Origin of the sequence: Chitinophaga oryzae, from assembly GCF_012516375.2 — a bacterium.
GTDB lineage: Bacteria > Bacteroidota > Bacteroidia > Chitinophagales > Chitinophagaceae > Chitinophaga > Chitinophaga oryzae.
In genome coordinates, this window is the sequence record NZ_CP051204.2 from 2,440,897 (window position 1) to 2,465,391 (window position 24,495).

Below are 24,495 nucleotides of genomic sequence, written 5' to 3' on the forward strand. Positions count from 1 at the left end.
CGGGGCTTTTTATTCTTTCTGTTTTTCTTCCATATGGTGTTCATACCCTTTCACATTGACCAGGAATACGAGCAGTATAATGATGATAACCACCAGCACAATGTAGGCAATCATAAAAGGGAAATTATAAATGCTGAGAGGCATCAGGTTGGGTTCTTTTTGTCCAGGCCGGGAGAAAGGTGCATCGTCGGCCTGCGGCGCTTTGCCGGCTTCTTCTTTCACATAGGCCAGAATATCGCGGATCATGTCATCTGAGAGGTCGGGATGGTCCGGCATGGCTACCTGGTTGTTGGCGTTGTATACGGCCAGCGCTTCTTTATCGCCGGCTTTCACCATGCTCTGGGACGCTTTTACAAATTGGAGGATCCATGCTTCGCTGTGACGCTGGTCTACCCCGGCGAGGGCAGGACCGGTGAGTTTTTTATTCACGTTATGACAGGAGGCGCAACGTGCCTGGAACAGTTTTTTGCCTTCTGCCGGGTCAGCCGCCCCGGAGGGCAGGCTGTAGCAAAACAATAGTATTATAAGGATCAGTTTACCGTTCATGTTGCAGTTTTTTGATGTCTGCGATCAGCTGGCCGGCAGCTGTTGCAGACGTGCCCTGGTAATAACCTCTGATATGTTGCTGCCGGTCGAGCAATACGATATTTTCACTATGAATGAAATCGTCCGGGCCGCCGTCGCCATCGGTAGCGGTGATATAAAGACCTTTGCGGGCGAAGCGGTAGAGCGATGGTTTGTCGCCGGTGAGCAGTTCCCAGCCCTGTGCCGGTAAAGACAGCCGCCGGCCGTAACGCAGCAGGGCGGTACTGCTGTCGCGCAGCGGGTCTACTGTCAGTGATACGAAGCAGATGCCTGTATCGTTGCGGAAAGCGGCGTATACCTGCTGCAGTTGCCGCATCATGGCGGGACATACAGTGGGGCAGGAAGTAAAGAAATAATGCGCGATGGTAATATGATGCTGCAGCCGTGTGTTCGTTACCGTTGCTCCATATTGATTGGTGAATGCAAATGCCGGCAGGCGCGCTGCGTCATTCGGCCCGCTGACGACGGCGTTGTTGGTGCCATAGAAGGGCAGCGGCGCATAGCGGTCTTCGGTCCACCGCACGAGGCCATAGGCCAGCAGCGGAAGGCATATCAGCGTGATAACGGCTGCCTGCCACGAATACAATATGTTCCGGAAGCGGATGCGCATGTCATGGTTTTTTAGTCACGATGGGGGTAGGGTCCGTAGGCAGGTAGGGCGGGGCCTTTTTGCCGGTATTGTTCAATGCATCGGAGATGGCAGGCAGGTAAGCCATGAAGATGATGAAACCCATCACTACCAGCCATGGCCGGAATGTATCGAACAGCGGAATTCTTTTTTCTTCGTGCAGGCTTTCGCTGACAGGAAAGTCGATCATGGATGCCGCGCTGCGCTTGCGGAAGAAAGTACCGAAGAACACGATGAAATACAGGAACCCTGCGGCAAACATGATACCGCCGCCTGCCAGTCCCAGCATACTGGAGATCACCCAGTAGGGATGGTACTGTTCACTGGCGGGATTAAGGTACGTTAGTCCCATATTGGTGCGCCGTGGTTCTCCCATCAGTCCGCCCCACATCAGCCCCGCAGAGAAGATCAGTACGCCTACGGTCCACAGATAGGGGATAATGGTATTAATAGCCGGCAGGTATATCTTTTTACCGGTGAGCTGCGATACCAGGAAAATCGACATGCCCAGGATGGCCAGGAATACCGGGCCGGCTACGGTGAGATGAAAATGTCCGGGTATAAAGGACGTATTATGTACAGTATTGTTGAGTGAATAAGACGCGTTCACCAGGCCGGTCAGTCCGCCGAAGATAAACAGGATGAGGCCGTTGATCAGGTAACCGAAGAGGAATACATCTTTCCGGAAGAACGGCAGTTTCCATATCCAGGAGTAGAGTCCTCTGCCACCCCGCAGCCAGGCGGCATGTTCCAGCGAGGCCGCAATGGTGAAAGCGGTGATGAAACTGGGGATGGCTACGGCGAAGGTAAGCAGCGACTGTGTGAGTTTGACGCCCCTGCCGATGGATGGCTCTCCGAACTGATGGTGCACGCCGATGGGGATAGAGAACAGCAGAAAGAGGAAAAAGGCGATGCGTCCTGCGGTGCCGGAGTAGAGCTTGCCGCCGGCCAGTTTGGGCAGCATGGTATAAAACATGATGTAGGCGGGCAACAGCCAGAAATATACCAGCGCGTGGCCGAAGAACCAGAACAGGGTGCGCGCCAGCATTACGTTGACCCCGGCGGTCCAGCCAAGGCTCCAGGGCACCAGCAGTACCAGCACTTCGTAGGCTACCGCCAGCGTACATACGAACCAGATAGTGAAATTGACCAGTGTGCCGATCACGGCCAGCGGTGTGTTTTCTTCCCGGTGCCCGCGTTTCCAGCGTACGTAAATGACGGCCCAGTCCCAGTAAGCTACCCAGGAGCCTACGATAAGCATGGCGGTGCCGATATAAAAAGCCGGATGTGCTTTCAGCGGCGGATAAAATGTATATAAGACCGATGCTTTGCCCGACAACATAGCGGCAGCGGCCATCAGGGTGCCAATCACCATCAGCAGGAGTGACAGCAGGGAGGCTTTGCGGCCCGGTTCCTGCTTCAGGAAGAAAGCGATGGTAGCATGGCCGAAAGCAACGGCAAAAAAGGTGGTGAGCACAATGGCATTGATCACCCCGTGCAGCGTGAGGCCCTGGTAGTAGTCCAGCTTAGCCACAGAAGCCTGGTGGATCACACCGGCGCGGTAGATCACCTGCATCAGCCCGTGATAAATACCAATGGTGAGTAATAATACCGGTACAAACAGTTCAGCGAGGATGATGTTTTTAAGGTATCTGCTTACATTCATTGCGACTTATTTTTTGGGATAGTTGACAATTATTTCCGCCTGCATGTTCTGGTGGCCGGTGCCGCAGAACTCATGACATACCACTTTGTATACGCCGGGCTGGTCAAACCGGACGGTGGTTTTGGCCACACCGCCGGGAACGCCCATCAGGTTTACGTTTTTGTTGTAGATGTCGAAGCCGTGCACCACATCCTGCGAGGTGAGGAAAAGGTCTACTTCGCTGCCTACCGGTATGTAGGTGATAGCTGGTTCAAAGCTCCACATGCGGGCTACATAAAAGATCTGGTAGGTGGATTTGTCGATCTGGTTGACCCTCGCCGTTTCGTACGATTTGTCGTAGGGAAGGCATTCCGTGACGTCTGCTTTTCTGGCGCCCATCGCGTAGAACAGTGAAAAGATAAAGAGGGCGGATAACAGCAAAGCCACAATGATGACGTTCCGTTCATATTTGTCGATCATGAGGAAAACGGTTTATATCCTGGAGAGCATGAGAAAATAGATACCGAACCATATTATCAGTCCCAGTACTATCAGCAGCGCGAAGAAAGCAATAGCGCCGCGGGGGACGAATTTTTCCGGATTGTTGGATTCTTGCATAGAACAGGATTTAATAGCGATCTTTCTGTATTACAAACGAGCGCGGGAAATGTTTGATTTTGGGGGGCCGGAGGGGAAGAAAAACTATTTTTTAAGGAGCTTTATGTATCCGTTTCCCCGGGGTTTAGCCCGGGGAAACGGATCATCGTTATTTCAGGAAACCGGGTTGCCGGTAGGAGGGGTTGGGATATTTGTAAAAGCCCTCGCCGGTGGCGGTGCCCAGTTTGTTTTTCTCAATGAAGTTCTCTTTGAGAAAAGCGGCGGCTTTTATTTTCTCCGGGTCTTTGGTCTTTTCGGCGGCCATGTTGGTGATGTTATAGGCAGTGGTGATACCTACCACGTCCAGGATACCGAATGGGCCCACGGGCGCGCCGGTAGCTACCATCCATGTTTTATCGATGGTTTCCACATCGGCCACGCCTCTTACGAGCAGGGTGGTGGCTGCGTCGAGCAGCGGTACCAGCAGGGAATTGACGATATAGCCGGGTTGCTCCTTGTGGAGTGGCAGCGCTACCATGCCGATGGATTTCGCAAAGGCTACCACGGTGTCGAAGGTGGCTTTGTCCGTTCCCGGATGGCCCATGATCTCTGCGGTGTTGTGTTTCCAGATTTCATTGGCGAAGTGGAGTGACAGGAACTGCGCCGGTCTTCCGGTGGCTGCTGCGAACTGACTGGGCAGCAGGGTGGAGGAGTTGGTGGCGAAGATCGTCTGCGGGTCGGCTACGGCGGCCAGCTTTTGGTAAAACTCCGTTTTGATGGCAGGGTTTTCCGGGATGGCTTCTATCAGCAGGTCGGCGCCTTTTACGGCGGCGGCCAGGTCGGTGAAATAACGGATACGGCTAAATGCTGCATCGGTGTCTGCTTTTTCCAGGCCGAGGTCATGCTGATAAGCGGAAGCCAATTGCTGCAGGGTAGTTTTGGCTTTTTCGAGTACGGCATCGCTGATGTCGTACACATGGACCTGGTACTGGTGGACGGCGGTCTGGAAGGCGATCTGTGCGCCTAATACGCCGCTGCCGGCTACGGTGACTGTTTTTATATTCATATTTTAGGATTGGCCGGTGATGGAAATACGATTAACGGTAAGCGGTGTGTACGGCTTTCGCCAGTACGTCTGGGCGGCGGTTGTAAGGCGTTACCGGCGCTACTTCCTTATCAATGTTGAGCAGCGTGTATACGGCGGTGCGGGCGGCCCTGACGGAGTATTCTTCTGTAAACACCATATCCTGCGGGATTTCCACAAACTGGCTGATCATGGCCAGGTTAGTGGAGCCTTTGGGTACTACCGGCGGGCGATCGGCTTTGGCGTGCGGCTGAAACAATGCGTCGATATAGGGCATCATCACGGGGATGACATTGACGACGCTTTCTTTGATCTCGTTTTCATGTTGTTCAAAATGCAGTTGGTGAATGAGTTCCGTGAGGATTTCTTCACCGGTGCAGTCGATCATCCGTTTTTGGACAAAGTCGCCGGTCCTGTCGGGATAGAGGCCGTAGCCCCAGAAGATGGTGGTATCGTCGCCCTGCGCTTTGAAATGCGGTTGCGCGGCTACCACGATGGACATACGCCAGGAAGAGTCGCGGAAGGTCATGAGTGCGCCGCTGCCGGGCTTATTGCCGGAGAAGGCCTCTATGAGCTTCAGCATGGTATTGCCCCGGAAAGTAGCGGTAAAGGAGTACCATTTGGTTTCGTCGGGTTTACCGAAGAAAGGGTCCGGGTTGCCGAGACGCGGTTTTTTGAGCGCGATTTTTTTCCAGAGTGCGAAAGAAGGCGGATTGTCCGGCAGGTAGCGGGCCGGTGTTTTGTAATCGCCGTTGTTGGAGTTATCGGTGATACAGCCGTTGGTGAAGAAACACAGGTCGCCTTCCTGTAAGGCGATACTGCCGGTTTTTCCGTCGGCGTCCTGGTATTGTATAGCCGTTACCGTGATACCGTCGCCATCTTTGAAAACGAGATCGGTTACTGTCCTTTTCAGGGAATAGTCTATCCCGAATTTGTCAAGATATTTTTTGATGGGCAATATCACGGATTCATATTGGTTGTAAGGTGTCCTGGTAACGCCTTCCAGCGTGTCTATCCGGGAAAACTCAAGGATCATGCGGTTCATGTATCTCCTGAATTCAAAGAGGCTGGACCATTCCTGCCATGCGAACGTTGTCTGCCACATGTACCAGAAATTGGTGGTAAAGAAGTGGTCGCCAAACCATTCGCGGATGGTCATATGGTCCAGTTCATTTTCGTCGGTGAAAAAGAGCTTGAGCATCTTCATACGGTCGTCGTGATCAAAACCCATAGAATGTACATCGAGGATCTTACCGTATTTGTCGATCAGTCGCGCTTTTGCGTGGGTGGGGTTAGCGTGGTCGAAAGCCAGTATCTCGTCTTTTACGGAGATATTGGGTACTTCGAGGGACGGGATGCGGCTGGTGAGGTCCCAGAAGTTCTCGTATGTTTCTTCGTTGAGCATCCTGCCGCCGCGGCATACAAAGCCTTCCTGTTTGGCGCCGGCGCCGTCGTTGCTGCCGCCGAGGACCGGTAGCGCTTCAATGATATGAATGTTTTCTCCCTTGAAACCTGCGTCTTCAATCAGGTAAACGGCTGCTGCCAGTGAAGCGAGGCCTCCGCCTACAAACCAGGCGTGTTTGTTGCTATCGTGCATAATCAATCAATTTTTAAGCGGTTTAACGGAGTATGTGAAGAGTTAACAACCGGGTGGTTGTTTTGTTGTGTTAATTGTGCGGGATAACTGCAGTGGTGTACAGCGAGTACATTTTCCAGCCGAGCGTTTCATACAGTGCTTTACCGGCGGGGGTGGCCACGAGTATGCCCTTCCTGATGCCACGCGAGACGGCTTCAGTGGTGAGGGCGGCCATGACGGCGCTTCCCAGCCCGCGGCGCTGATGCGCCGGCGTGGTGGCGATGCGGTCATAAATGATGTAGTCGTCAACGATAGCCAGGCGGCCGCTGGCCGCTACTTCGCCGTTGGATGCATGTATGCTGGCGATGGGGCCGGCGTTGGCGGTGTCAAAAGTCAGTGTGTATCCTTCCGGCAGCGGTAAGCGGGAGGGGTGGGCAGGCAGGGTGCGGGTCATCATAAATCCGGGCGCCTGTATTACCCAGCGGGGAGGAAGCACAGGTCTTACGAGGGATGCCGGCGCACATATTTTGAGAAAAACTGCCGGCTGAACGATGGTGTTGGCGAAATGAAATAAACCGGGACCGAGCGCAGGAAAAACGTATCGTGTTTGTTGGTCAGGCCATCCTACATCTACCCTAAGTCCGCCGTGGTCGGCTATCGGAAGAGGGAGTTCCCGCGCCAGTGACCATCCTTTCAGCCATGTTTCCACTACATGAGGGTCTGCTTGCTCATATGTTTCATCTGTTGTCATAAGACAGCACAAAGGTAGTCATTTGAGATCTCACAACAACATCTGTTATAGTTAAATATTTGTATTCTGTATCTGTTATATGTTTCGTTGACGAACTAATTTTGACATCACAAACGGAATACCATGGAAACGGATCTGACTTATTTACCGCCGCATCTGCCGGTGCCGGAAGACGACGGTGCCTGCGATCATCTCAGCGGCATACAAATACCGGCGGTTCAGCTGCCATCTACCGACGGGACAAAGGTATCGCTGCGGGATATACCGGGCAGACTAGTGATTTACTGTTACCCAATGACTGGGCCTTCGCATATCCCGCTGCCACCGGGATGGGACGAGATACCCGGCGCCCGTGGATGCACGCCACAGGCCTGCTCTTTCCGGGACCATTACCAGGAGCTGCAGCAGCTGCAGACGGCCGTATTCGGTATGAGCACCCAATCACCGGAGATGCAGCGTTCCGAACGGGAACGCATACACCTTCCCTTTCATCTCCTGAGCGACGAACAACGATACTTCAGCGAAGCGCTGCGGCTGCCGCTGCATTATGTGGAGTCACTGGTACTGCTGAAAAGAGTGACGCTCGTCTTCGAAGACGGATATCTTCGCAAATATTTTTACCCTGTATTCCCGCCAGATAAAAATATCGACGCCGTGCTGGCATATCTGAAGGCTACTACCAGGTAAAACTGCTTTTGTTTACTTTTGCGGGATGAACTACATAGATTGTGTTGGCCTGATTGTCGTTGAAAACAGGGAGCTGCTGCTGGCTTTCAGTAAGAACAAAGGCGCCTGGTACCTGCCGGGCGGCAAGGTGGATGCCGGCGAAACACCGCTGCAGGCCATGCAGCGGGAAATAAAAGAAGAGCTGAACATGGACCTTACAGCGGACAGCCTGCAATGGTATTATCACATCACGGCGCCTGCTTTCGGCGAAAAAGACCTGCTCATGCGGCAGGATTGTTTCCGGCATCAGCTGCGGCAAACACCGCAGCCTTCCGCGGAAATAGGCGCCGTACGCTTCTTCAGCCTGGAAGCTTACCGGCAGGAACCTCACCAGGTGCGCGGCGTATTGCTGGCATTTGAAAAACTGCAACAGGACGGACTGGTGGATTAATAGCCTCTTAATACAGATACCATGCAGCGCATGTACGATTTTCTCCGTCAGCAGGTCAATATTTCCGAGGAGGACTGGCGTATTTTTTCCGCTTGCTTCGAGCCGAAAACATATCCGGCTAAAACCTTCTATTTGCAGGCGGGGGAGACGGAGAACTATCTCACCTTCGTGGACAGCGGCGTGGTGCGCTTCTACGTGGAAAACGGCAACGGCGATGAAACCACTGTCGGATTTGCGTTTGACGGGTGGTTTATGTGCGTATACAGTTCGTTTTATACCCGTGAGCCTTCGCGTTACTACGGTGAAACCATCACGGAGACGCGGTTGTGGCGTATTCATCATGACGATCTGCAGCGAATGTACGACCGGCTGCGGATCGTAGACAGGATAGGCAGGCTGGCGACGGAACAGATGTTGCTGATCAAATCCGCCAGGGAGCTGTCGTTGCTGACGAAGACGGCCGAAGAACGTTACCTGGACCTGCTCCGCCTGGCGCCGCAGTTGTTCCGCTATGTACCTTTGAAACACCTCGCTTCCTACATCGGTATCACCCCTCAGGCACTCAGCCGCATCCGTAAACGGATTTCTTAACCCAGGTTCATCCACGCCGGGAGGTTTGCCAGCTACCTTTGCTGAAAACTATATGAAGTGAGCCATACCGATCCAATCCGCCCGCTGACACGGGGCATCTACACCTGCCTGGACAACCCCGCCCGGGCCTCTTATGACTGTAAGGCCGGCTACTACGAAAGGCTGGTCAGTACCCGCTGGTTCAACCGCTTTTTCTGGGACACCTCCCGGCAGGACTACCAGGCGTTCGCCGCCGATGCTATTCTCCGTTCATCCGGCACCGTGCTGGACATCGGTTGTGGCGGCCTCGCGCAAACGGCGCACCTGTACAGGGCTACCGGCAATGACTGCATACTGCTGGACCGCTCCGTCGAAATGCTGAAGATAGCGCGGGCCAGGCTCTCAGGGGGCGGCCGGCCGTTGCCCGCCCATATACAGCTGTTGCAGGGCGACGCCTTTCAGCTGCCTTTCCCGGACAATACTTTCGACACCGTCTGCAGCTTTGGCACCATTCACCTTTTTGACAATAAACAGGCGTTTGTAAACGAAGCGCTGCGGGTGCTGAAACCCGGTGGCCGCTACTATTTCTATTCGATGACCAGCCAAAGGAAGATCAGCCGCGTTTTTATGTCATCCCTGCGGCTGATACATGAATTCGGCGAAGTGTATTCTGTTGCCCAAACGGTAGCCCTGTTTGGTCAACCTTCCCTGCAGGTCAAAAGTTATGTGATCGGCAGTACCGTATTTATTCACGGACAGAAGATAAAATAGTTTACCGTTTGGCTGTCATCATGCGGGGCTGAGTATTGGCGGACCATCCTACGATGCCCAGTGCGATGACGCTCCACAGCAGCAGCTGCCAGGTGGCCATGTCCCAGCCGCCATACTGCCAGGCGGCAACGCCGCAGGAGGTGCCGATGGCGGCGCCTATAAAATAAGCGGTCATGTATACGGTGTTGAGCCGGCTGTGGGCATGTTCATGCAGGCTGTATATCCTGGTGAAGTTGGTGATCTGGGTGGCCTGCACGCCTACGTCCAGCAGGAAGATGCTGACAGACAGCATGAGCACCGAGTGTGGAAATATTTTCAGCAGCAGGACACTGACAATGATCATCGAAACGGTAAGCAGCAGTGATTTGTATATCTGTCCTTTGTCTGCCAGTTTGCCAAAGGCTGGCGCCGCCAGTGCGCCGCCGATAGCGATCAGGCCAAAGAGGCCGATGCGGGAGGCGGAATAGTGCAGTGGCGCAGCGCTTAGGTGGAACGTCAGCGTGGTCCAGAAAGAACAGAAAGTGCCAAATGTAAAAGCGCCGAGCAAGGCTGCCTGGCGTAAAACGCTGTATTCGCCGATCAGTTTTACGGTAGAAAGGAGTAACTGCGGATAGCTGCCGCGAAACTTCGGCGGCACCACCGGCAGGTAACGGTGGAGGAGAATGGTGACGGTCAGTACCAGCAAAGCGGAGATGGCAAATACATACCGCCAGCCCAGCAGGTCGGACACTACGCCTGCCACGACGCGGGCGCCCAGTATGCCAATGAGGATGCCGGCAAATACCCGCCCCACGGTTTTGCCCCTGTCGCCCGTGCTGATAGTGGCCGACATCGGCAGCAGTATCTGTGCGGGCGTGGAACCGATGCCCACGAGGAAGCTGAGCAGGCAGATGAGCTGTATGCTCCGGGCGATGCTCAGCAACAGGAGGGAGACAAACAGCAGGCTGGTCAGCGCGGTGATCAGTTTGCGGCGGTCCAGCTTATCCCCCAGCGGCAGGATAAAAAACATGCCCAGTCCGTATCCCAGCTGGGCCAGGGTAGACACCCTACCTGCTTCGCCTGCAGTGGCGCCTGTGGCGGCGCTGATATCGTTCAGGATAGGCTGGTTGTAGTAGATGTTGGCTACGGTCACCCCGGCGGATATGGCCATCAGCGGGATGGTAAATGGATGGTAAGGCGTTGTTTTCATCTTACAAACCTACATTGGCAGGGCTGCGGAAAACTTGTACTTTTGAGGATATTACTTGTATCAAAATGCGACTGATCCAGCACGACGATTTGTTTATCCGGCATTTTCAGACACGGGAGTGGCCCTTTGAACTGCACAACCACAATCATTTTGAACTGATATTCATTCATCACGGAAGCGGTACGCACCAGCTGAACGGGGAGACCTTCCGATATGAAGGCCCCTGTTATTATGCGCTGGCGCCGGAAGATGAGCATATCTTTTATATTGAAGAAGAGACGAAATACACGGTGCTGAAGTTTACCAATGTGTATCTCGGCCAACAGTTGCAGCCGGCGGCCATCGCGCAGTGGGAGCAGCGTTTTCAGCAGCTGATCGTGGCCACGCGTTCGCATGGCGTACCGGTGATGGCGAAAGAGGTGCTGGTCCGTATCAGCAGTGTGATGGAGGTGATTGCAGCGGAATGGCAGCTGCAGCCGGTACCTTCCAATGAAGGGGTGTTGCACCTGATACGTGGTGTGCTGGCGTTGCTGGCGGGACTGCCGGCAGAAGCGGAACAGGGCCCGCAGCGTTCCGTGGCGCTCACGCAGGCGATGCATTATATCCATACGCATATTACCAACCCCGCTCAATTACAGCAGGAGATGATGGCGCCGGCGTTGCAGATGGGAAAAGCGCGGCTGCAGGTATTGTTCAAGCAGGAACTGGGCGTCTCTGTCCGCGATTATATCAACGAATACAAAAGCCGGCAGATCGAAAACAAGCTCCGCTACAGTGACATGAGTATTAAGGAAATTGCCGGCCAGTATGGGTTTGGCGACCTCAGTCATCTCAATAAATTCTTCCGCAAAATGAAGGGGACCAATCCCCGTTCCTACCGTACGCAGTTAAAGTCAGGTAAGGGCGCCTGACAGGAAATCGGCATAAAAGTCCGGAACGGGGCTGTTGCGTATGCCCGTTGTCGTTAGTTCCATATTATATGCTACTTTTTGTATGGTTGCCCGGAGCAGTTCCGGCAGTGTAGCGGCGTGCGGGTCGCGGATCTCGAGGCGCAGGTAAGCTGCCCGTCTGTCGGCTTCTTTGCTGCGTCCGGCCGAGCCGGTATTGATCACCAGTTTCTGTCCGTAACCGATGGGGCGGATATACGATACGTGGGTATGGCCGATAATGAGGACGTCTGCATGCGCCTTTTCCATCATGTCCAGCAGCGCTGCTTCCGGGTGATCGGCATAGAGGTAGGTCTCGTTGCTTTCGGGGCTGCCGTGGGCGAGCAGCAGCCGGTGTTGGCCAAAGCGGAGGTGCAGCAGCGAAGGCAACGTGCGAAGAAACTGTTTATGATCGGCCGTGATGGTATTGCGGGTGTATTCAATGGCGGTGATGCGGGCGGCGCGTTCTTCCGGGCCGTGTTTGGCGAGTGGTTTTACCGGGAGATCGTATGCGATGCGTTCATCGTGATTGCCCATGATAGTGGGAATGCGCAGGGCGCGGATTTGGGCTATGACCTCGTTATGCCAGGGGGCGGCATCGGTAAGATCGCCCAGGCAGTAGATCTGATCGGCGCCATAGCGGGAAATATCTTCCAGTACCGCCTGAAGGGCGGGCAGGTTACCATGGATATCGCTGATAACGGCTATTTTCATCATCCTTTATTTGGGGATTTTTTGATTTACGATTTAGGGATTTCGGGGATATATGGTTTCCTCAAATCAAAAAATCATAAATACTTTATTTGGGGATTTTTTGATTTACGATTTAGGGATTTCGGGGATATATGGTTTCCTCAAATCAAAAAATCATAAATACTTTATTTGGGGATTTTTTGATTTACGATTTAGGGATTTCGGGGATATATGGTTTCCCTCAAATCAAAAAATCGTAAATCAAAAAATTCCTAAATCAAAATCGTAAATCCTATTTAGCGGGGGTGATCACGAGTTTCCTGAATTCAATCGGACCGTGGTCGCCCTGGATGTAGATCGGACCGGGTTCGCCTTCGTTGCTGTCCAGCGCGCCGCCGGTGATGCCGGGTATTTCCTGGTTGTTGATGACGGTTTTACCATTTACCACGATGGTGACCATGCGACCTGTGAGGGTGATGTCGTAGGTCTGCCATTTATCGGGTCCGAGGGCGTTGATTTCGCTGGGGGCGAGGAAGCCGTACACACCGCTGAAAAGCACGCTGGACGGGTGAGTGTCCGGATTGCTGTCTTCGATCTGTACTTCATGACGGCCTCTCAGGTAGATGCCGCTATTGCTGCCTTTCTGGTATCTGAATTCAGCGTGCAGTTTGAAGTCGGTGAATTTCTGTTCGGACACCAGGTTGGCGCCGGAGTGAGGGCTGGTGAGGATGCCATCTTTCACGATCCATTGGTTTTCTTTGCCGGCGGCTTTCCATCCGGTGAGATCTTTACCGTTGAACAGGTTGATGGGTTTACCCCAGGCAACAGCGCCGGTTTTTTTCAGGTAAGGGGCTTTTACGCCTTTCCAGTTGTATTTTTTGCCTTCGCTGGTGGTGATGGTGCCCTGGATGCCGGCGTCGGTCAGTTCGCCTTCGATGAGGAAGTCCTGGTTGCCGCTTTCCCATTGTGGCGGGATGGAGAAGCTGAATTTGCCGTTGTCGAAGTTCACTTTAGCGACGGGGCGGGCGCTGCCGGAGGTGCCTACAAAATATCCCACGAGGGTTTTGAAGCCGGAGAGCTTTACTTCCAGCCAGGAAGGGGCAGGTTTGCCGTTTTCGTCGATGGTGATGTCCCAGCGGCCAATCAGTGCTTTAGCGTCGGTGGGCGCCTGGGTGGTGCCGGGCTGCGTACGGCCGGAGGCCATTGCCGGAGCCATGGCTCCCAGTGTTAACAAGCCGCTCATGCCGAGTACCAGGATGTTTCTGCGCATATGTATCATGTTTTTTAGCTGATTCATAAAATCTATCAGCAGAACAAGATAGCGCCTTATTCGGTTTTTTACAAATGCTTATCTTACTACGAACCGCAGGTATTTGCTGAAGACGCCCATGGTGGAGATGCCCTGGACCACGCAGACGAATACGCCGGGGAGATCATTGAGCCGGAAGGTAAAGTTTGCGTGACCTTGTTCATCGGTATTGATCAGGTGGTTCCAGTAAAGGGTGCTGTTGAAGTTGGGCGTGGCGATGGTGTCGCTGGCCTGTTGAAATTCAGGGGGCGTATATACCGGTTTGACTTTTTTAACATACCCGGGCTCCTGTTGGGGCACCGGTAATCCGGGCGCGGGGGGCGTCTGTGCGGCAGCAGCCATGGCGGACATTTCTTCAGGCATGAAGATGGTGCTGTCGGTCATCTCTTCCGGTGTGTAAGGGTAGTTGATTTTAGCCAGTTGGTGATTCACCCTTTCTATATCATTCAGAAAATTGATTTTAAATTCTGACTGGTTGCCTTTCACGACGCTGAGGATGGCGTCCGGTTGGCCCGGGGGGGTGATGAGCTGATAGGAGTTGAGGCAGAAGATGCCGTCCTTATTGGTTTTGAGTGTGATCATTTCATTGTTTTTCATCAGCAGCAGGGGGATGGGTTTCTTTACTTTTTTAGATCCTTTGGTGACGAAGCCGCTGACGGGGTTGAGCTCTTGTTGCGCCGTGGAAAGGTCTATCGAAGCGGGAAGCCGGTACTGGTCGATGAAGTAATAATGGCTGATATCCCATTTATCATGTTTGCGCAGTCTTTTTTCGCACACGCAGGCTACGGAGAACAGTCCCTGTATGGGTTTGCCGGTGGTGTCCGTGAGTTCCAGGCGGCAGTTGACCAGGCCCCGTTGACGATAGGTTGTTGAGTCGGTGTCCAGCCGGATGCAGATATTGGACCCGGGTATTTTTAGTGTAGCCGTGCGCGTAGTGTCCGCCGGTGTTTTCCTGGTCTTAAAGGGGGCTGATGTGGTTTACGGACGGAGATCCACTGCTGGAACTCCTGTTCGTGGTTGTCGGCGATGTAGTTGTTGGTGTAACCGACGAGGGCGTAGTCGCCGGGGGGAAGGGTGTCCGGTAGTACCAGCAGGCCTTTGGCCACGCCGCGGTCGAAGGCGAAACGTTCGTTGAGCACTGGTTTGCGGGTATTGGGATTGATGAGGGCTACGAAAAGTGTATGATAGGGTAGGGTGTCCGTAGCGCGGATGTTGAGCAGGTAGCCGGTGAACCATATTTTTTCTGCCGGGGTGTAGATATGTTTATCGGTATGGATATACAACCCGGTAGAGTTGATGTCCCTGTTTTGTGCGACGATGTGCGGGGTGTACAGTAAAATGGTGAGCAGGAGCAGTGCAGTTTTTCTCATAACAATCAGGTTAGTTGAAACTTTGGGTTGAAGCCGGGATGGCTGGTCTGGCATGGACGGGACGATGATGTGGTCTTCGCCATGTTACTGCAATACTACGGCACAAACAAGGGTTCGTCTCTCCTGATCTCCCTAAAAATCAATGATTAACAGCCGATTAACATGCCCGTTGCCGGACCCTTCCGAAAAAAAACAGCCTGTCCTGTGATTTTTTCTTTCCTCCGGCGAATAATATAACAGTAACATTTTTCACCAATGGATGCAGCTATTAGTACAGACCAGTTCCTGTCCGTCATGGAGGCGCACAAGGGCATCATTTATAAGGTGGCCGGCGCCTGGTGCAGGCAGGAGGAGGACAGGAAAGACCTGGTCCAGGAGATTATAATACAGTTATGGAAAGCATTTGGGCATTATAACAGCGGGCAGGCGCAGTACAGTACCTGGGTATACCGTATTGCGCTGAATGTGGCCATTTCTTTTTACCGCCGGGAGACCCGCCGGAAAGCGGCGACGGGGACGCTGGAGACGGCAGTGCTGGAAATGGTGGACACCGGGCCGGGGAAGGAAACGGATGAGCGGCTGCAGTGGCTGCAGCGGTTTATTCATAACCTCAGGGAGCTGGACCGTGCGCTGATACTATTATACCTTGAAGAAAAAAGCCATCAGGAGATTGCGGACATACTGGGCATTTCCGTGACGAATGTGGCGACAAAGATCGGCAGGATCAAAGACCTGCTGAGGCAGCAATTTTCACGTATTAAAACGTAACCGTCATGGAAGACAAAGACATTATTCATCTTTGGAAATCGTACGAAAAACATTTGGCAGACAACCTGTTGTTGAACAGAAAAAACGCAGCAGAAATTACCGGCATTAAAATCCATTCGTTTCTCGCCTCTATGAGACCTGTCAAATACTTTGCCCTGCTGGCGGGTATTTTGTGGGTTGCCTTTATCGACACGCTGCTGGTCAGCATGTTTTATACCGCCAGCCCTTTTTTCCTGGTGTCTATGGGTATTCAGTCCCTCCTCACCACGATAGCTATCGGTATCTATCTTTATCAGCTGTTGCTGATAGAACAGATAGATATCTCGGGACCCGTGCTGGACACACAGGAAAAACTATCCAGGCTGAAGTCCTCCACCTTGTGGTGCGCCCGTTTGCTGTGGCTGCAACTGCCGGTATGGACGACCTTTTATCTTCATGCAGGCATGTTTGTGAAAGAAAACAGCTGGCTGCTGGCAGCACAGGGAATCGTGACAGCCGGTTTTACCATCGCTGCGGTCTGGTTTTTCCGTAATATCCGTTATGAAAACAGGGGCCGTTCATGGTTCCGGTGGCTCTTTGAAGGAAAAGAGTGGACGCCCGTCATCCGCTCCATGGAAATGCTGGAAGAAATCAAAGTATTCCGCGAAGGATGATAAACAGGGATAGTACGTGATCATCGTCTCTTCCGGCGTTAGCTTCCGGGATTTTTAGTTATCTTGGATAGATAACCAAGACCTGTTTCCCATGAAAATAGCTACTTATAATGTCAATGGTATCAATGCCCGTTTGCCGGTGCTGCTACGCTGGCTGAAAGAGTCTGCCCCTGACGTGGCTTGTCTGCAGGAACTGAAAGCGCCGCAGGAGAAGTTCCCCGAATCGGCCATCCGGGAAGCAGGATATGATGTGATATGGCATGGCCAGAAAAGCTGGAATGGTATTGCGATCCTGTCGAAAGTGGGAAAGCCGCAGGAAATCAGAAGAACGCTGCCGGGAGATGAGGAAGATGTGCACAGCCGGTATATGGAAGCGGCTATCAACGGCGTACTGATCGGGTGCCTGTACCTGCCTAATGGCAATCCTGCACCGGGACCTAAATTCGATTATAAGCTCAGCTGGTTTAAACGGCTGACGGACCACGCAAAGGAACTGCTTGCGCAAAAAACACCGGTCATCCTTACGGGCGATTATAATGTGATGCCTACCGACCTCGATGTGTATAAGCCGGAGCGCTGGGTAGACGACGCCCTGTTCAGGCCGGAAGTGAAATCAGCTTTCCATGCGCTGGTAGCACAGGGATGGACAGACGCTATCCGCAAGCTGTATCCGGATCAGAAGATCTATACTTTCTGGGATTACTTTCGTAATGCCTATGAAAGGGATGCCGGCCTGCGGATCGATCATTTTCTGCTGAGCCCCGAGGTAGATAAACGCCTGATAGCGGCGGGCGTCGACCGTCATGTGCGGGGATGGGAGAAGTCCAGCGATCATGCGCCGGTATGGGTGGAATTAAAAGGCGCGTAATCAGGCGAGGCTGACTTTCTGCACCTGTGTCAGTACTTCCAGCAATTCCGCCTGTAAGCTTTTGCCTTTGTCTTCGTTGTACCACTGCTGCAGTTCGATCTTCATCCGCTCGAAATCCGCTTTTTCTTCTTTCAGTTTGTTATACAATACCTGGCAACCTGCCGGCCTGGGTCCCCATACGGCCATGTCGTTGCCGTCACTGTCACGGATGACCAGTTTCGGGATGGACTTGGTGCCGTTGGTGAGGTATTGTTCTATCAGGAAAGGCGGCGTATCGCGTTGTTGTATGTCTATGGTGACCAGCGGATTTAAGGCTGCGATTTTATACAGGAACGGAACAATGTGCGCGGCATCGCCACACCACGGTTCGGTGATGATCACCCACTGTTGAGGTGCGGTGATATTTTTAACGGCGGCGGCCATCGCGTCGGTAATAACGCCGGTCTTCAGCCAGCGCTGTTGCCTCGACCAGTTAAGTTTGGTGTAGTTGAGGTAGTCGGGATTGTTGTAAGGTGCTTTCGGATCTGCGTCCTGCAGGATGTTTTCAAACAGCTGCAAATAGTCTGTAAAATTCATCACTCACATTTTTTATTGTTGAAGGCCGGAGATAATCTTCCGGAAGGCTGCTGCGGCGTGGTGTACCTGTTCGGTCCACTCTTCTGCTGCACCGCCGTCGGCGCCATCCGTGATATATTTCAGGCACAGAAAAGGTATATTCTCTTTCATTGCTACCATCGCGAGGGAATATGCTTCCATGTCGAGGACATTATAATCGGCAGCCACGTGTGCTGTCTCGAAGTTGTCGCCGGTGCCGCAGATGCCGGAGGGAAAACCGTCCAGCTGAATGCCGTATTCCAGCACCGGTTCCAGGTTGGAGAATGGCGTTTCATATTTACGGTAACCGAGGCCGGTGACGTCCATGTCCCGTTGAATAAACCGGTTACAGCATACTACTTCGCCACGTTTGAAAGTGCAGCTGCCGGCGGAGCCCAGGTTAACGATCAGGCCGGGCCTTTCTTCCTGTATTTTCTTCGTCAGGTTAAAAGCAGCATTCACTTTTCCGATGCCTGCAATCAGGATATTGTCTTCGTTGAATTCTTCTGCAGCTTCAGAGCTGAGCGCAAAAACAAAAAGCGGTCGCTGGTTCAACAGGTTGGTGATGTGTTGCGGCTGTGCCGACGGTCCATGGATCATATGTCTTCTACAGTTGTGTTGGTAATATTAAATTGCCGCAAAGTTACGCTAAAATGCGGTACCGGAGCGGTGTTTTGAGGAGATGGTTACCTGCAGGATACCGGATTATTGCCCTGATTTTCTTACATTGGCTTACCATGGACCCACTGCAACAATTTAACGATACCCTCGGCCAATGGGTGGCCTTTCTGGACGATTATTCACTGGAGATGATCTGCAGGCCCACAAAGGCGGCGGCATGGTCGCTCGGGCAGGTATACCAGCATATCATCGACGATACCGGTTGGTACGTTGAACAAGTGGCTGCGGCATTGACGGCTAATGAGCACCAACATGAGCCTATAACGGAAGAAGGCCGGAAGATACTGGCCCACGGGTTTCCGGACGTGCAGATTGCCGGTCCGGCTACCAACACATTTATTCCGCAACCGGAAAGCATCGACCAGCTGCGGCAGGGATTATTATCTATCCAACAGTCAGTGGCAGCGGTGTGCCGCAACGTTGATATTGACAGTGCCACCGGGAAAACACAGCATCCGGGGCTGGGATATTTCACGGCGGGGGAGTGGCTGCGTTTCGCAGTGGTGCACATGCAGCATCACCTGCGGCAGAAAAAGCGGATAGATGCGCAGTTGTTTGCCGGTAATACGGTGAACAAGTCGGTGTTCATTCAGGCGCCGGCAGCCACGGTGTGGGAGATGCTGACCAACCCGGAAAAGATAAATTTATGGATGATGGATTCCCCGGTGCATATTCAGTCCGGCTGGAAAGCAGGTAGCCCGCTGGTGTTCACCGGCGATCTGCACGGCATCCCTTATATAAACAAAGGGGTGATCCTGGCGTTCGAACCGGAACAGCTACTGTCATATACCCATTGGAGCTCTCTTTCCGAAAGACCGGATGAACCGGAACAATACGGGATCATTACCTTCCGCCTGAATGCTGCAGATACAGGCACTATGCTTGATTTTACGCAGACCAACACCGGTAAATATGCTACGGACAGGCATATCAACTACTACTGGGGCACAGCGTTGGCGTTGATCAAAAAACGTTGTGAGGCGGCAGTTTAAAGAAAAAGATGGTATCATTTTTATTTATGAAGCCTGACGGTTTTGTTCTATTTTCCGGGGAGGGCGGCAGGTAATTTTGAGTAAAAAATAAAACCATGAAATACCTGATCATACTCATTGCCCTGTTGTGTATTGCTTATGCAGCCCCCGCCACCCCGGAAGATGACAAACAGAAAGCCCTGCTGGTGCTCCGGGAAAAATGCAATGTTTGTCATGTGCGTAATAACCCGTTCCGCGTTTTCAAAGAGAAGAATATGGAAAGAAACGCCAAAGACATTTATAAACAGGTGTTTGTGAAAGGAAGAATGCCGCTTGGCGGTGAAGTGAAACTGACAGGTGAGGAGCGGGAAACGTTGAAAAGGTGGGTAGAGGCCACCATAAATTAAATCTCTCAGCTGTTCTTTGTGGCCGTTTCGCCCTCTGGCCATCTATTTTCCTTCTATTTTTCAATTTCTCATTATGATGTGTAATCATTTGATAATTAATATATTAAAATATATTAACAAGATCTGTATAGTAAAAATGCAAAATCTGCATAGTTTTTATGATTTTTTATTAATCAGAACCTGTTTTTGTTGAAAAAATATTCTTTAATGTGATGATTTGTTAGTGAATATTTATAGTTTTGTGTTAAATGTTAAAATCTATCCAAAACAATCTTATACCACTTTAAGAAGATGATCACATTAACTGCAAAAACAAACGATATTCTCCACCTGGAGAAGGGAATATCCCTCATCAAAGATTATTTCCCGGCACGCCTCAGCCAACGGCTGTCGCTGACCAAAGTGTCTGCCCCTCTGTTCGTTCAATCCGGTACCGGCTTTAACGACGACCTCAATGGCGTGGAAAAACCCGTAAAGTTCAACCTGAAAAATATTCCCTACCCGGTGGAAATTGTTCAGTCGCTGGCCAAATGGAAGCGTATGCGTCTGTATCAACTGGGACTGGAGCCGGAACAGGGCATCGTAACAGACATGCGGGCTATCCGTCCGGATGAAGTGGTGTCGCCGGTTCACAGCTTTTACGTAGACCAATGGGATTGGGAGAAACGCATCCTGCCGGAACACCGCCGTATCAGTTACCTGAAAGACACGGTAGCGCAGATCTACCAGGCGGTCCTCGATACCAATGCCATGCTGGAAGAAGCGCATGAAAAGACGCTTGACCTGCCTTCATCTGTTTATTTTATCGACAGCGAAACATTACTGCAACGTTATCCGGGCCTTACACCCAAAGAGAGGGAGAACCGTATCGCCAAAGAATATGGCGCTGTGTTTATTATGGGCATTGGCGGCCTGTTGTCTGACCAGGCGGTACATGACGATCGTGCCCCGGATTATGACGACTGGTCCACAGCCAACGAAGAAGGTTTCAATGGCCTGAACGGTGACCTGATCCTCTGGAACCCGGTTATGAACAGTGCGCTGGAACTGTCTTCCATGGGTATCCGGGTAGACGCCGGCTCCCTGCGTGAACAGCTGTCGCTGAAAGACTGTGGCCATCGCAGCGAATTGTTGTTCCACAGCAATGTACTGAACGAGGTATACCCGTTGAGTATGGGGGGCGGTATCGGGCAGTCACGCCTCTGTATGTTCCTGCTGCAACGTAAACATATCTCAGACGTGCAGTCCGGTATCTGGCCGGAAGGTCAACTATAAACGATATTCTTTAAAAGGAAAGTCCCCGGAAGCGCACCGCTTCCGGGGATTTTTTTTATGGATGCTTCCGGGATAAGGAAGGAACCACCTCTCCTATAATAATAATAGCCGGCGGACCGATAGCTGCTGCCTGTGCGCGTGCCTGGATATCGGCGACTGTACCTGTGACTATGTTGGCCTGCGGCGTGGTGCCCTCCTGTATAATGGCTGCCGGCGTGTGTTGTTTACCCTGCCGGATGAAGATTTGCAGGATGTCTCCGAGGTGGTGCATGCCCATCAGGATGACGACCGTGGCGCTGGACCGGGCGGCCAGCTCAATATCGTCCGACAGCCGGCCGGACCGGGTGGTGCCGGTCGTCACCCAGAAACTTTCCGCCAGCCCCCTGCTGGTCAGCGGTATCATTTGTGAAGCAGGTACCGCCGTTACGCTGCTGATGCCGGGAATAACCGCCACGCCTATATGATGCTGCCGGGCAACCATTATTTCCTCCGTTGCCCTGCCGAAAATAAAAGGATCTCCTCCTTTGAGGCGCACTACATGGCCATACTGCCGGGCCATCGTTACAATCAACCGGTTAATTTCTTCCTGCGGCAGGCTGTGGCTGCCGCAACGCTTGCCTACAAACTGCCGGACCGCCTGTGGCGGCGCATAGTCCAGCAGGGCCGGATGTACCAGTGCATCATATAAGACCACGTCCGCCTGCCGGATCACGTTGATGGCTTTCAGGGTGATCAGCTCCGGGTCCCCCGGACCAGCGCCTACCAGAGATAAAAAGGGTGTTATCATTTATATTATGAATAAATTAATATGAAGTAATTACAAGAAAACTATTTAAAAATAAAGTCAAAATAATTAATTTCATCATCAAGATAGCTGAAACGGTGTTAAAAATGATAGTATTTGTTAATAATAATATCATATTAATAATATTATAATATAATTCTCATCCAAAATCTCTTCCAATGAAAATCGTGGTTATCGGAAACGGCATGGTCGGATACAAGTTCTGTGAGAAAATGCTCGCCAAATCCGCGAAAACGTCTGTTGAACTGGTCGTATTCGGTGAAGAGCCTCGTCCGGCCTATGATCGTGTACATCTCACCTCCTGGTTCGAGGGTAAAACAGGGGACGAGCTTTTAATGGCCAGCGCTGAATGGTATGCGCAACAAGGCATCCGGCTGCATCTTGCCGATCCGGTAACGGCCATCGACCGGGAACAGAAAACGGTGCACACCCATAGCGGCATCGTGGAAACATACGACTACCTCGTACTGGCCACCGGATCGGCAGCCTTTGTGCCTCCCATCCCGGGCGTGGAGAAAAAAGGCGTCTTCCTCTACCGCACCATAGAAGACCTGGAAATGATGAAGGCTTATGCGCCGCATGCGCGCACAGGAGCCGTCATCGGCGGCGGCCTGCTGGGCCTCGAAGCAGCCAAAGCCCTGCTGGACCTGGGCATGACGAACATCCATGTCGTAGAGTTCGCCCCCCGGCTGATGCCCCGCCAGATAGACGATAAAGGTTCCCTGTTACTGCAGGAGAAACTGGCACAGCTGGGACTGAAAGTACTGACCAGCAAAAACACCAAAAAGATAACCGGGGAAGATGCTATCAGCGGCCTGCAGTTCACAGACGACACCTTCCTGAAAACAGACATGCTGGTGATATCGGCAGGCATCAAACCCAGGGATGAACTGGCAAAAGCGGCCGGCCTCGAAACAGGTCCCCGTGGCGGCATCGTGGTCAACGACCAGCTACAGACCTCCGACCCATCTGTTTACGCCATCGGCGAATGCGCCCTGTATCAAAATATGATCTATGGCCTGGTAGCGCCGGGTTATGAAATGGCGGAAGTGGTAGCGGCACACCTCACCAACGAAATAAAGGCCTTCACCGGGTTTGACATGAGCACCCGCCTGAAGCTCGTCGGCGTAGAAGTGGCCAGCTTCGGCGACCCCTTTTCCCCTGCCGGCAACTGCCACAGCATCGTATTTGAAGACCGGCTGAAAGGCATCTACAAACGTATCGATATCACGCCCGACGGGCAGCAGCTGCTGGGCGGCATCTTAATCGGAGAAGCCAGCGCGTATAATATGCTGTTGCAGACCGTGAAAAATAAACTGACCCTGCCTGCGGACCCCGCCACATTACTGATGGGGCCTGCGAAAGAAGGCGCGCCTGCCGGCGCCGGCGTGGACGCCCTGCCGGACGATGCGCTTATCTGCAGCTGTGAAAGCGTAAGTAAAGGTGCCATCTGCGAGGCGGTGTCGGCAGGACATGAATCATTCGATGATATTAAAAAATGCACCAAAGCCGGCACCTGCTGCGGCGGATGCGCCCCCATGGTAAAAGATATCATCACTGCCACCCTTAAATCACAGGGCAAATACATCCGCAGCGTGATTTGCGAACACTTTACCTATTCCCGGCAGGAAATGCTGGACCTTATCCGCGTAAAATCACTCCGCTCCTTTGATGAAGTGCTGGACCACTACGGTCAGGGCGATGGTTGCGAAACCTGCAAACCGGTAATAGCTTCCATCCTGGCCAGCCTGTGGAACGACATGATCCTCGCCAAAGGAAATGATACTGCACAGGATTCCAACGACCGCTACCTGGCCAATATCCAGAAAGGCGGCACCTATTCTGTTGTACCGCGTATCCCCGGCGGGGAAATTACCCCGGAGAAACTGATCGCTATCGGCGAGGTAGCACAGAAATACAACCTCTACACAAAAATTACCGGCGGGCAGCGCATCGACCTGTTCGGCGCACACCTCGGCGACCTGCCGCTGATATGGAAAGAACTGATCGACGCCGGTTTTGAAAGCGGCCATGCCTACGGCAAAGCGCTGCGCACCGTCAAAAGCTGCGTCGGTTCCACCTGGTGCCGCTTCGGGCTGCATGACAGCGTGAGCTACGCCATCCGTATCGAAGAACGTTACCGTGGCCTCCGCGCGCCACATAAAATCAAATCGGCCGTCTCCGGCTGTATCCGCGAATGTGCGGAAGCGCAGTCCAAAGACTTCGGCATCATCGCTACCGAAAAAGGCTGGAACCTGTACGTCTGCGGCAACGGCGGCTCCAAACCGCAACACGCGGTACTGCTGGCGGCGGACCTGGACAGCGAAACCTGTATCCGCTACATCGACCGTTTCCTGATGTTCTACATCAAAACCGCCGATCCGCTCACCCGCACCGCCACCTGGCTGAACAAACTGGACGGCGGCATCGACTACCTCCGCAACGTAGTGGTAAAGGACAGCCTCGGTATCGGCGCCCAGCTGGAAGCTGAAATGCAGGCGCTGGTGGACAGCTACAAATGCGAATGGCGGGAAGTGGTGGAAAACCCGGAACTGCGCCGGCGCTTCTCCCACTTCATCAACTCCCCGGAGGAAAAAGACCCTACTGTAAAATTTGAAACCCTGCGTAACCAGAAGAAAGCCGCAGAGTGGAAATAATATTA

General features: G+C 52.7%; 28 protein-coding genes. 12 read left to right on the forward strand and 16 right to left on the reverse strand.

Going from position 1 to position 24,495, the window contains the following annotated elements:
• Nucleotides 1-9 precede the first annotated feature (9 nt).
• The 8 genes from HF324_RS10195 to HF324_RS10230 form a co-directional block, all read right to left on the reverse strand.
• Nucleotides 10-546, reverse strand: a complete 537-nt coding sequence (locus HF324_RS10195) for a c-type cytochrome (RefSeq protein WP_168802377.1) — start codon at nt 544-546, stop codon at nt 10-12.
• Entirely contained in the window at nt 536-1,195 is a 660-nt protein-coding gene (locus tag HF324_RS10200) for an SCO family protein (protein WP_168802378.1), read from the reverse strand. The genes HF324_RS10195 and HF324_RS10200 overlap by 11 nt, the downstream gene beginning before the upstream one ends.
• Before the next feature lies 1 nt (nt 1,196).
• A complete protein-coding gene (locus HF324_RS10205; RefSeq protein WP_168802379.1) occupies nt 1,197-2,879 on the reverse strand; it encodes a cbb3-type cytochrome c oxidase subunit I in 1,683 nt (560 codons plus the stop codon).
• 6 nt (nt 2,880-2,885) lie between these two features.
• Entirely contained in the window at nt 2,886-3,338 is a 453-nt protein-coding gene (locus tag HF324_RS10210; RefSeq protein WP_168802380.1) for a cupredoxin domain-containing protein, read from the reverse strand.
• A gap of 12 nt (nt 3,339-3,350) precedes the next feature.
• Nucleotides 3,351-3,476: a cytochrome c oxidase subunit 2A gene (locus tag HF324_RS10215; RefSeq protein ID WP_168802381.1), complete on the reverse strand. Its 126-nt coding sequence runs from the start codon at nt 3,474-3,476 to the stop codon at nt 3,351-3,353.
• A gap of 148 nt (nt 3,477-3,624) precedes the next feature.
• Complete coding sequence (locus HF324_RS10220; protein WP_168802382.1) at nt 3,625-4,521, reverse strand: 3-hydroxyacyl-CoA dehydrogenase; 897 nt, start codon at nt 4,519-4,521, stop codon at nt 3,625-3,627.
• Nucleotides 4,522-4,552: 31 nt separating this feature from the next.
• Nucleotides 4,553-6,136, reverse strand: coding sequence for an oleate hydratase (locus HF324_RS10225; RefSeq protein WP_168859714.1), 1,584 nt, complete (start codon nt 6,134-6,136; stop codon nt 4,553-4,555).
• Between the two features lie 70 nt (nt 6,137-6,206).
• A complete protein-coding gene (locus HF324_RS10230; protein ID WP_168859715.1) occupies nt 6,207-6,866 on the reverse strand; it encodes a GNAT family N-acetyltransferase in 660 nt (219 codons plus the stop codon).
• Between the two features lie 123 nt (nt 6,867-6,989).
• Here HF324_RS10230 and HF324_RS10235 point away from each other — a divergent pair, with 123 nt between their 5' ends.
• Genes HF324_RS10235 through HF324_RS10250 form a run of 4 tightly spaced genes read left to right on the forward strand, consistent with a single transcriptional unit; the run spans nt 6,990 to nt 9,324 of the window.
• Nucleotides 6,990-7,553 carry a peroxiredoxin gene (locus tag HF324_RS10235; RefSeq protein ID WP_168859716.1) on the forward strand — a complete coding sequence of 188 codons (564 nt, stop codon included), beginning with the start codon at nt 6,990-6,992 and terminating at the stop codon, nt 7,551-7,553.
• Between the two features lie 25 nt (nt 7,554-7,578).
• Nucleotides 7,579-7,983, forward strand: a complete 405-nt coding sequence (locus tag HF324_RS10240) for an NUDIX hydrolase (protein ID WP_168802386.1) — start codon at nt 7,579-7,581, stop codon at nt 7,981-7,983.
• Between the two features lie 21 nt (nt 7,984-8,004).
• Nucleotides 8,005-8,574: a Crp/Fnr family transcriptional regulator gene (locus tag HF324_RS10245; RefSeq protein ID WP_168802387.1), complete on the forward strand. Its 570-nt coding sequence runs from the start codon at nt 8,005-8,007 to the stop codon at nt 8,572-8,574.
• A 57-nt stretch (nt 8,575-8,631) separates the two neighbouring features.
• Nucleotides 8,632-9,324: a class I SAM-dependent methyltransferase gene (locus HF324_RS10250; RefSeq protein ID WP_168802388.1), complete on the forward strand. Its 693-nt coding sequence runs from the start codon at nt 8,632-8,634 to the stop codon at nt 9,322-9,324.
• A gap of 1 nt (nt 9,325) precedes the next feature.
• Here the strand turns inward: HF324_RS10250 and HF324_RS10255 are convergent, their stop codons facing one another.
• A complete protein-coding gene (locus HF324_RS10255) occupies nt 9,326-10,513 on the reverse strand; it encodes an MFS transporter (protein WP_168802389.1) in 1,188 nt (395 codons plus the stop codon).
• A gap of 65 nt (nt 10,514-10,578) precedes the next feature.
• On the opposite strand from HF324_RS10255, the gene HF324_RS10260 reads away from it, so the two are divergent.
• Nucleotides 10,579-11,424: a helix-turn-helix transcriptional regulator gene (locus HF324_RS10260; RefSeq protein WP_168802390.1), complete on the forward strand. Its 846-nt coding sequence runs from the start codon at nt 10,579-10,581 to the stop codon at nt 11,422-11,424.
• Here the strand turns inward: HF324_RS10260 and HF324_RS10265 are convergent.
• The 4 genes from HF324_RS10265 to HF324_RS10280 all read right to left on the reverse strand — a co-directional run bounded on the left by HF324_RS10265 (nt 11,407) and on the right by HF324_RS10280 (nt 14,811).
• Nucleotides 11,407-12,156 carry a metallophosphoesterase family protein gene (locus HF324_RS10265; RefSeq protein WP_168859717.1) on the reverse strand — a complete coding sequence of 250 codons (750 nt, stop codon included), beginning with the start codon at nt 12,154-12,156 and terminating at the stop codon, nt 11,407-11,409. The genes HF324_RS10260 and HF324_RS10265 overlap by 18 nt on opposite strands.
• A 268-nt stretch (nt 12,157-12,424) precedes the next feature.
• A complete protein-coding gene (locus HF324_RS10270) occupies nt 12,425-13,402 on the reverse strand; it encodes a 3-keto-disaccharide hydrolase (protein ID WP_168802392.1) in 978 nt (325 codons plus the stop codon).
• A 78-nt stretch (nt 13,403-13,480) separates the two neighbouring features.
• The gene (locus HF324_RS10275) at nt 13,481-14,218 is read right to left on the reverse strand and encodes a hypothetical protein (protein ID WP_168859718.1); all 738 of its coding nucleotides are present in this window, start codon (nt 14,216-14,218) and stop codon (nt 13,481-13,483) included.
• 137 nt (nt 14,219-14,355) lie between these two features.
• On the reverse strand, nt 14,356-14,811 hold the full coding sequence (locus tag HF324_RS10280) for a hypothetical protein (RefSeq protein WP_168859719.1): 456 nt from the start codon (nt 14,809-14,811) through the stop codon (nt 14,356-14,358).
• A gap of 255 nt (nt 14,812-15,066) precedes the next feature.
• On the opposite strand from HF324_RS10280, the gene HF324_RS10285 reads away from it, so the two are divergent.
• From HF324_RS10285 to xth, 3 genes are all read left to right on the forward strand, one after another.
• On the forward strand, nt 15,067-15,579 hold the full coding sequence (locus tag HF324_RS10285) for an RNA polymerase sigma factor (RefSeq protein ID WP_168802394.1): 513 nt from the start codon (nt 15,067-15,069) through the stop codon (nt 15,577-15,579).
• A gap of 5 nt (nt 15,580-15,584) precedes the next feature.
• A complete protein-coding gene (locus HF324_RS10290) occupies nt 15,585-16,232 on the forward strand; it encodes a hypothetical protein (protein WP_168859720.1) in 648 nt (215 codons plus the stop codon).
• Between the two features lie 91 nt (nt 16,233-16,323).
• Nucleotides 16,324-17,100, forward strand: a complete 777-nt coding sequence (xth, locus tag HF324_RS10295) for an exodeoxyribonuclease III (protein WP_168802396.1) — start codon at nt 16,324-16,326, stop codon at nt 17,098-17,100.
• On the opposite strand, the gene HF324_RS10300 is transcribed toward xth, so the two are convergent.
• On the reverse strand, nt 17,101-17,676 hold the full coding sequence (locus HF324_RS10300) for a thioredoxin family protein (protein WP_168802397.1): 576 nt from the start codon (nt 17,674-17,676) through the stop codon (nt 17,101-17,103).
• Between the two features lie 12 nt (nt 17,677-17,688).
• On the reverse strand, nt 17,689-18,294 hold the full coding sequence (locus HF324_RS10305) for a 5'-methylthioadenosine/S-adenosylhomocysteine nucleosidase family protein (RefSeq protein ID WP_168859721.1): 606 nt from the start codon (nt 18,292-18,294) through the stop codon (nt 17,689-17,691).
• Nucleotides 18,295-18,431: 137 nt separating this feature from the next.
• On the opposite strand from HF324_RS10305, the gene HF324_RS10310 reads away from it, so the two are divergent.
• The 3 genes from HF324_RS10310 (at nt 18,432) to asnA (ending at nt 21,028) form a co-directional block, all read left to right on the forward strand.
• Nucleotides 18,432-19,367: an SRPBCC domain-containing protein gene (locus HF324_RS10310; RefSeq protein ID WP_168802399.1), complete on the forward strand. Its 936-nt coding sequence runs from the start codon at nt 18,432-18,434 to the stop codon at nt 19,365-19,367.
• A gap of 95 nt (nt 19,368-19,462) precedes the next feature.
• Nucleotides 19,463-19,753, forward strand: coding sequence for a hypothetical protein (locus tag HF324_RS10315; RefSeq protein WP_168802400.1), 291 nt, complete (start codon nt 19,463-19,465; stop codon nt 19,751-19,753).
• Between the two features lie 291 nt (nt 19,754-20,044).
• Nucleotides 20,045-21,028, forward strand: coding sequence for an aspartate--ammonia ligase (asnA, locus tag HF324_RS10320; RefSeq protein WP_168802401.1), 984 nt, complete (start codon nt 20,045-20,047; stop codon nt 21,026-21,028).
• Between the two features lie 55 nt (nt 21,029-21,083).
• On the opposite strand, the gene cobA is transcribed toward asnA, so the two are convergent.
• Nucleotides 21,084-21,815, reverse strand: coding sequence for a uroporphyrinogen-III C-methyltransferase (gene cobA / locus HF324_RS10325; protein ID WP_168859722.1), 732 nt, complete (start codon nt 21,813-21,815; stop codon nt 21,084-21,086).
• 176 nt (nt 21,816-21,991) lie between these two features.
• Here cobA and nirB point away from each other — a divergent pair, with 176 nt between their 5' ends.
• Complete coding sequence (nirB, locus tag HF324_RS10330; RefSeq protein WP_168859723.1) at nt 21,992-24,490, forward strand: nitrite reductase large subunit NirB; 2,499 nt, start codon at nt 21,992-21,994, stop codon at nt 24,488-24,490.
• Nucleotides 24,491-24,495: the final 5 nt, after the last annotated feature.

What these genes read in the sequence shown, in the direction of transcription:
- HF324_RS10195 (WP_168802377.1), bottom strand. Translation starts at nt 546, where the DNA reads ATGAACGGTAAACTGATCCTTATAATACTATTGTTTTGCTACAGCCTG.
- HF324_RS10200 (WP_168802378.1), bottom strand. Translation starts at nt 1,195, where the DNA reads ATGCGCATCCGCTTCCGGAACATATTGTATTCGTGGCAGGCAGCCGTT.
- HF324_RS10205 (WP_168802379.1), bottom strand. Translation starts at nt 2,879, where the DNA reads ATGAATGTAAGCAGATACCTTAAAAACATCATCCTCGCTGAACTGTTT.
- HF324_RS10210 (WP_168802380.1), bottom strand. Translation starts at nt 3,338, where the DNA reads ATGATCGACAAATATGAACGGAACGTCATCATTGTGGCTTTGCTGTTA.
- HF324_RS10215 (WP_168802381.1), bottom strand. Translation starts at nt 3,476, where the DNA reads ATGCAAGAATCCAACAATCCGGAAAAATTCGTCCCCCGCGGCGCTATT.
- HF324_RS10220 (WP_168802382.1), bottom strand. Translation starts at nt 4,521, where the DNA reads ATGAATATAAAAACAGTCACCGTAGCCGGCAGCGGCGTATTAGGCGCA.
- HF324_RS10225 (WP_168859714.1), bottom strand. Translation starts at nt 6,136, where the DNA reads ATGCACGATAGCAACAAACACGCCTGGTTTGTAGGCGGAGGCCTCGCT.
- HF324_RS10230 (WP_168859715.1), bottom strand. Translation starts at nt 6,866, where the DNA reads ATGACAACAGATGAAACATATGAGCAAGCAGACCCTCATGTAGTGGAA.
- HF324_RS10235 (WP_168859716.1), top strand. Translation starts at nt 6,990, where the DNA reads ATGGAAACGGATCTGACTTATTTACCGCCGCATCTGCCGGTGCCGGAA.
- HF324_RS10240 (WP_168802386.1), top strand. Translation starts at nt 7,579, where the DNA reads ATGAACTACATAGATTGTGTTGGCCTGATTGTCGTTGAAAACAGGGAG.
- HF324_RS10245 (WP_168802387.1), top strand. Translation starts at nt 8,005, where the DNA reads ATGCAGCGCATGTACGATTTTCTCCGTCAGCAGGTCAATATTTCCGAG.
- HF324_RS10255 (WP_168802389.1), bottom strand. Translation starts at nt 10,513, where the DNA reads ATGAAAACAACGCCTTACCATCCATTTACCATCCCGCTGATGGCCATA.
- HF324_RS10260 (WP_168802390.1), top strand. Translation starts at nt 10,579, where the DNA reads ATGCGACTGATCCAGCACGACGATTTGTTTATCCGGCATTTTCAGACA.
- HF324_RS10265 (WP_168859717.1), bottom strand. Translation starts at nt 12,156, where the DNA reads ATGATGAAAATAGCCGTTATCAGCGATATCCATGGTAACCTGCCCGCC.
- HF324_RS10270 (WP_168802392.1), bottom strand. Translation starts at nt 13,402, where the DNA reads ATGCGCAGAAACATCCTGGTACTCGGCATGAGCGGCTTGTTAACACTG.
- HF324_RS10280 (WP_168859719.1), bottom strand. Translation starts at nt 14,811, where the DNA reads ATGAGAAAAACTGCACTGCTCCTGCTCACCATTTTACTGTACACCCCG.
- HF324_RS10285 (WP_168802394.1), top strand. Translation starts at nt 15,067, where the DNA reads ATGGATGCAGCTATTAGTACAGACCAGTTCCTGTCCGTCATGGAGGCG.
- HF324_RS10290 (WP_168859720.1), top strand. Translation starts at nt 15,585, where the DNA reads ATGGAAGACAAAGACATTATTCATCTTTGGAAATCGTACGAAAAACAT.
- xth (WP_168802396.1), top strand. Translation starts at nt 16,324, where the DNA reads ATGAAAATAGCTACTTATAATGTCAATGGTATCAATGCCCGTTTGCCG.
- HF324_RS10300 (WP_168802397.1), bottom strand. Translation starts at nt 17,676, where the DNA reads ATGAATTTTACAGACTATTTGCAGCTGTTTGAAAACATCCTGCAGGAC.
- HF324_RS10305 (WP_168859721.1), bottom strand. Translation starts at nt 18,294, where the DNA reads ATGATCCATGGACCGTCGGCACAGCCGCAACACATCACCAACCTGTTG.
- HF324_RS10310 (WP_168802399.1), top strand. Translation starts at nt 18,432, where the DNA reads ATGGACCCACTGCAACAATTTAACGATACCCTCGGCCAATGGGTGGCC.
- HF324_RS10315 (WP_168802400.1), top strand. Translation starts at nt 19,463, where the DNA reads ATGAAATACCTGATCATACTCATTGCCCTGTTGTGTATTGCTTATGCA.
- asnA (WP_168802401.1), top strand. Translation starts at nt 20,045, where the DNA reads ATGATCACATTAACTGCAAAAACAAACGATATTCTCCACCTGGAGAAG.
- cobA (WP_168859722.1), bottom strand. Translation starts at nt 21,815, where the DNA reads ATGATAACACCCTTTTTATCTCTGGTAGGCGCTGGTCCGGGGGACCCG.
- nirB (WP_168859723.1), top strand. Translation starts at nt 21,992, where the DNA reads ATGAAAATCGTGGTTATCGGAAACGGCATGGTCGGATACAAGTTCTGT.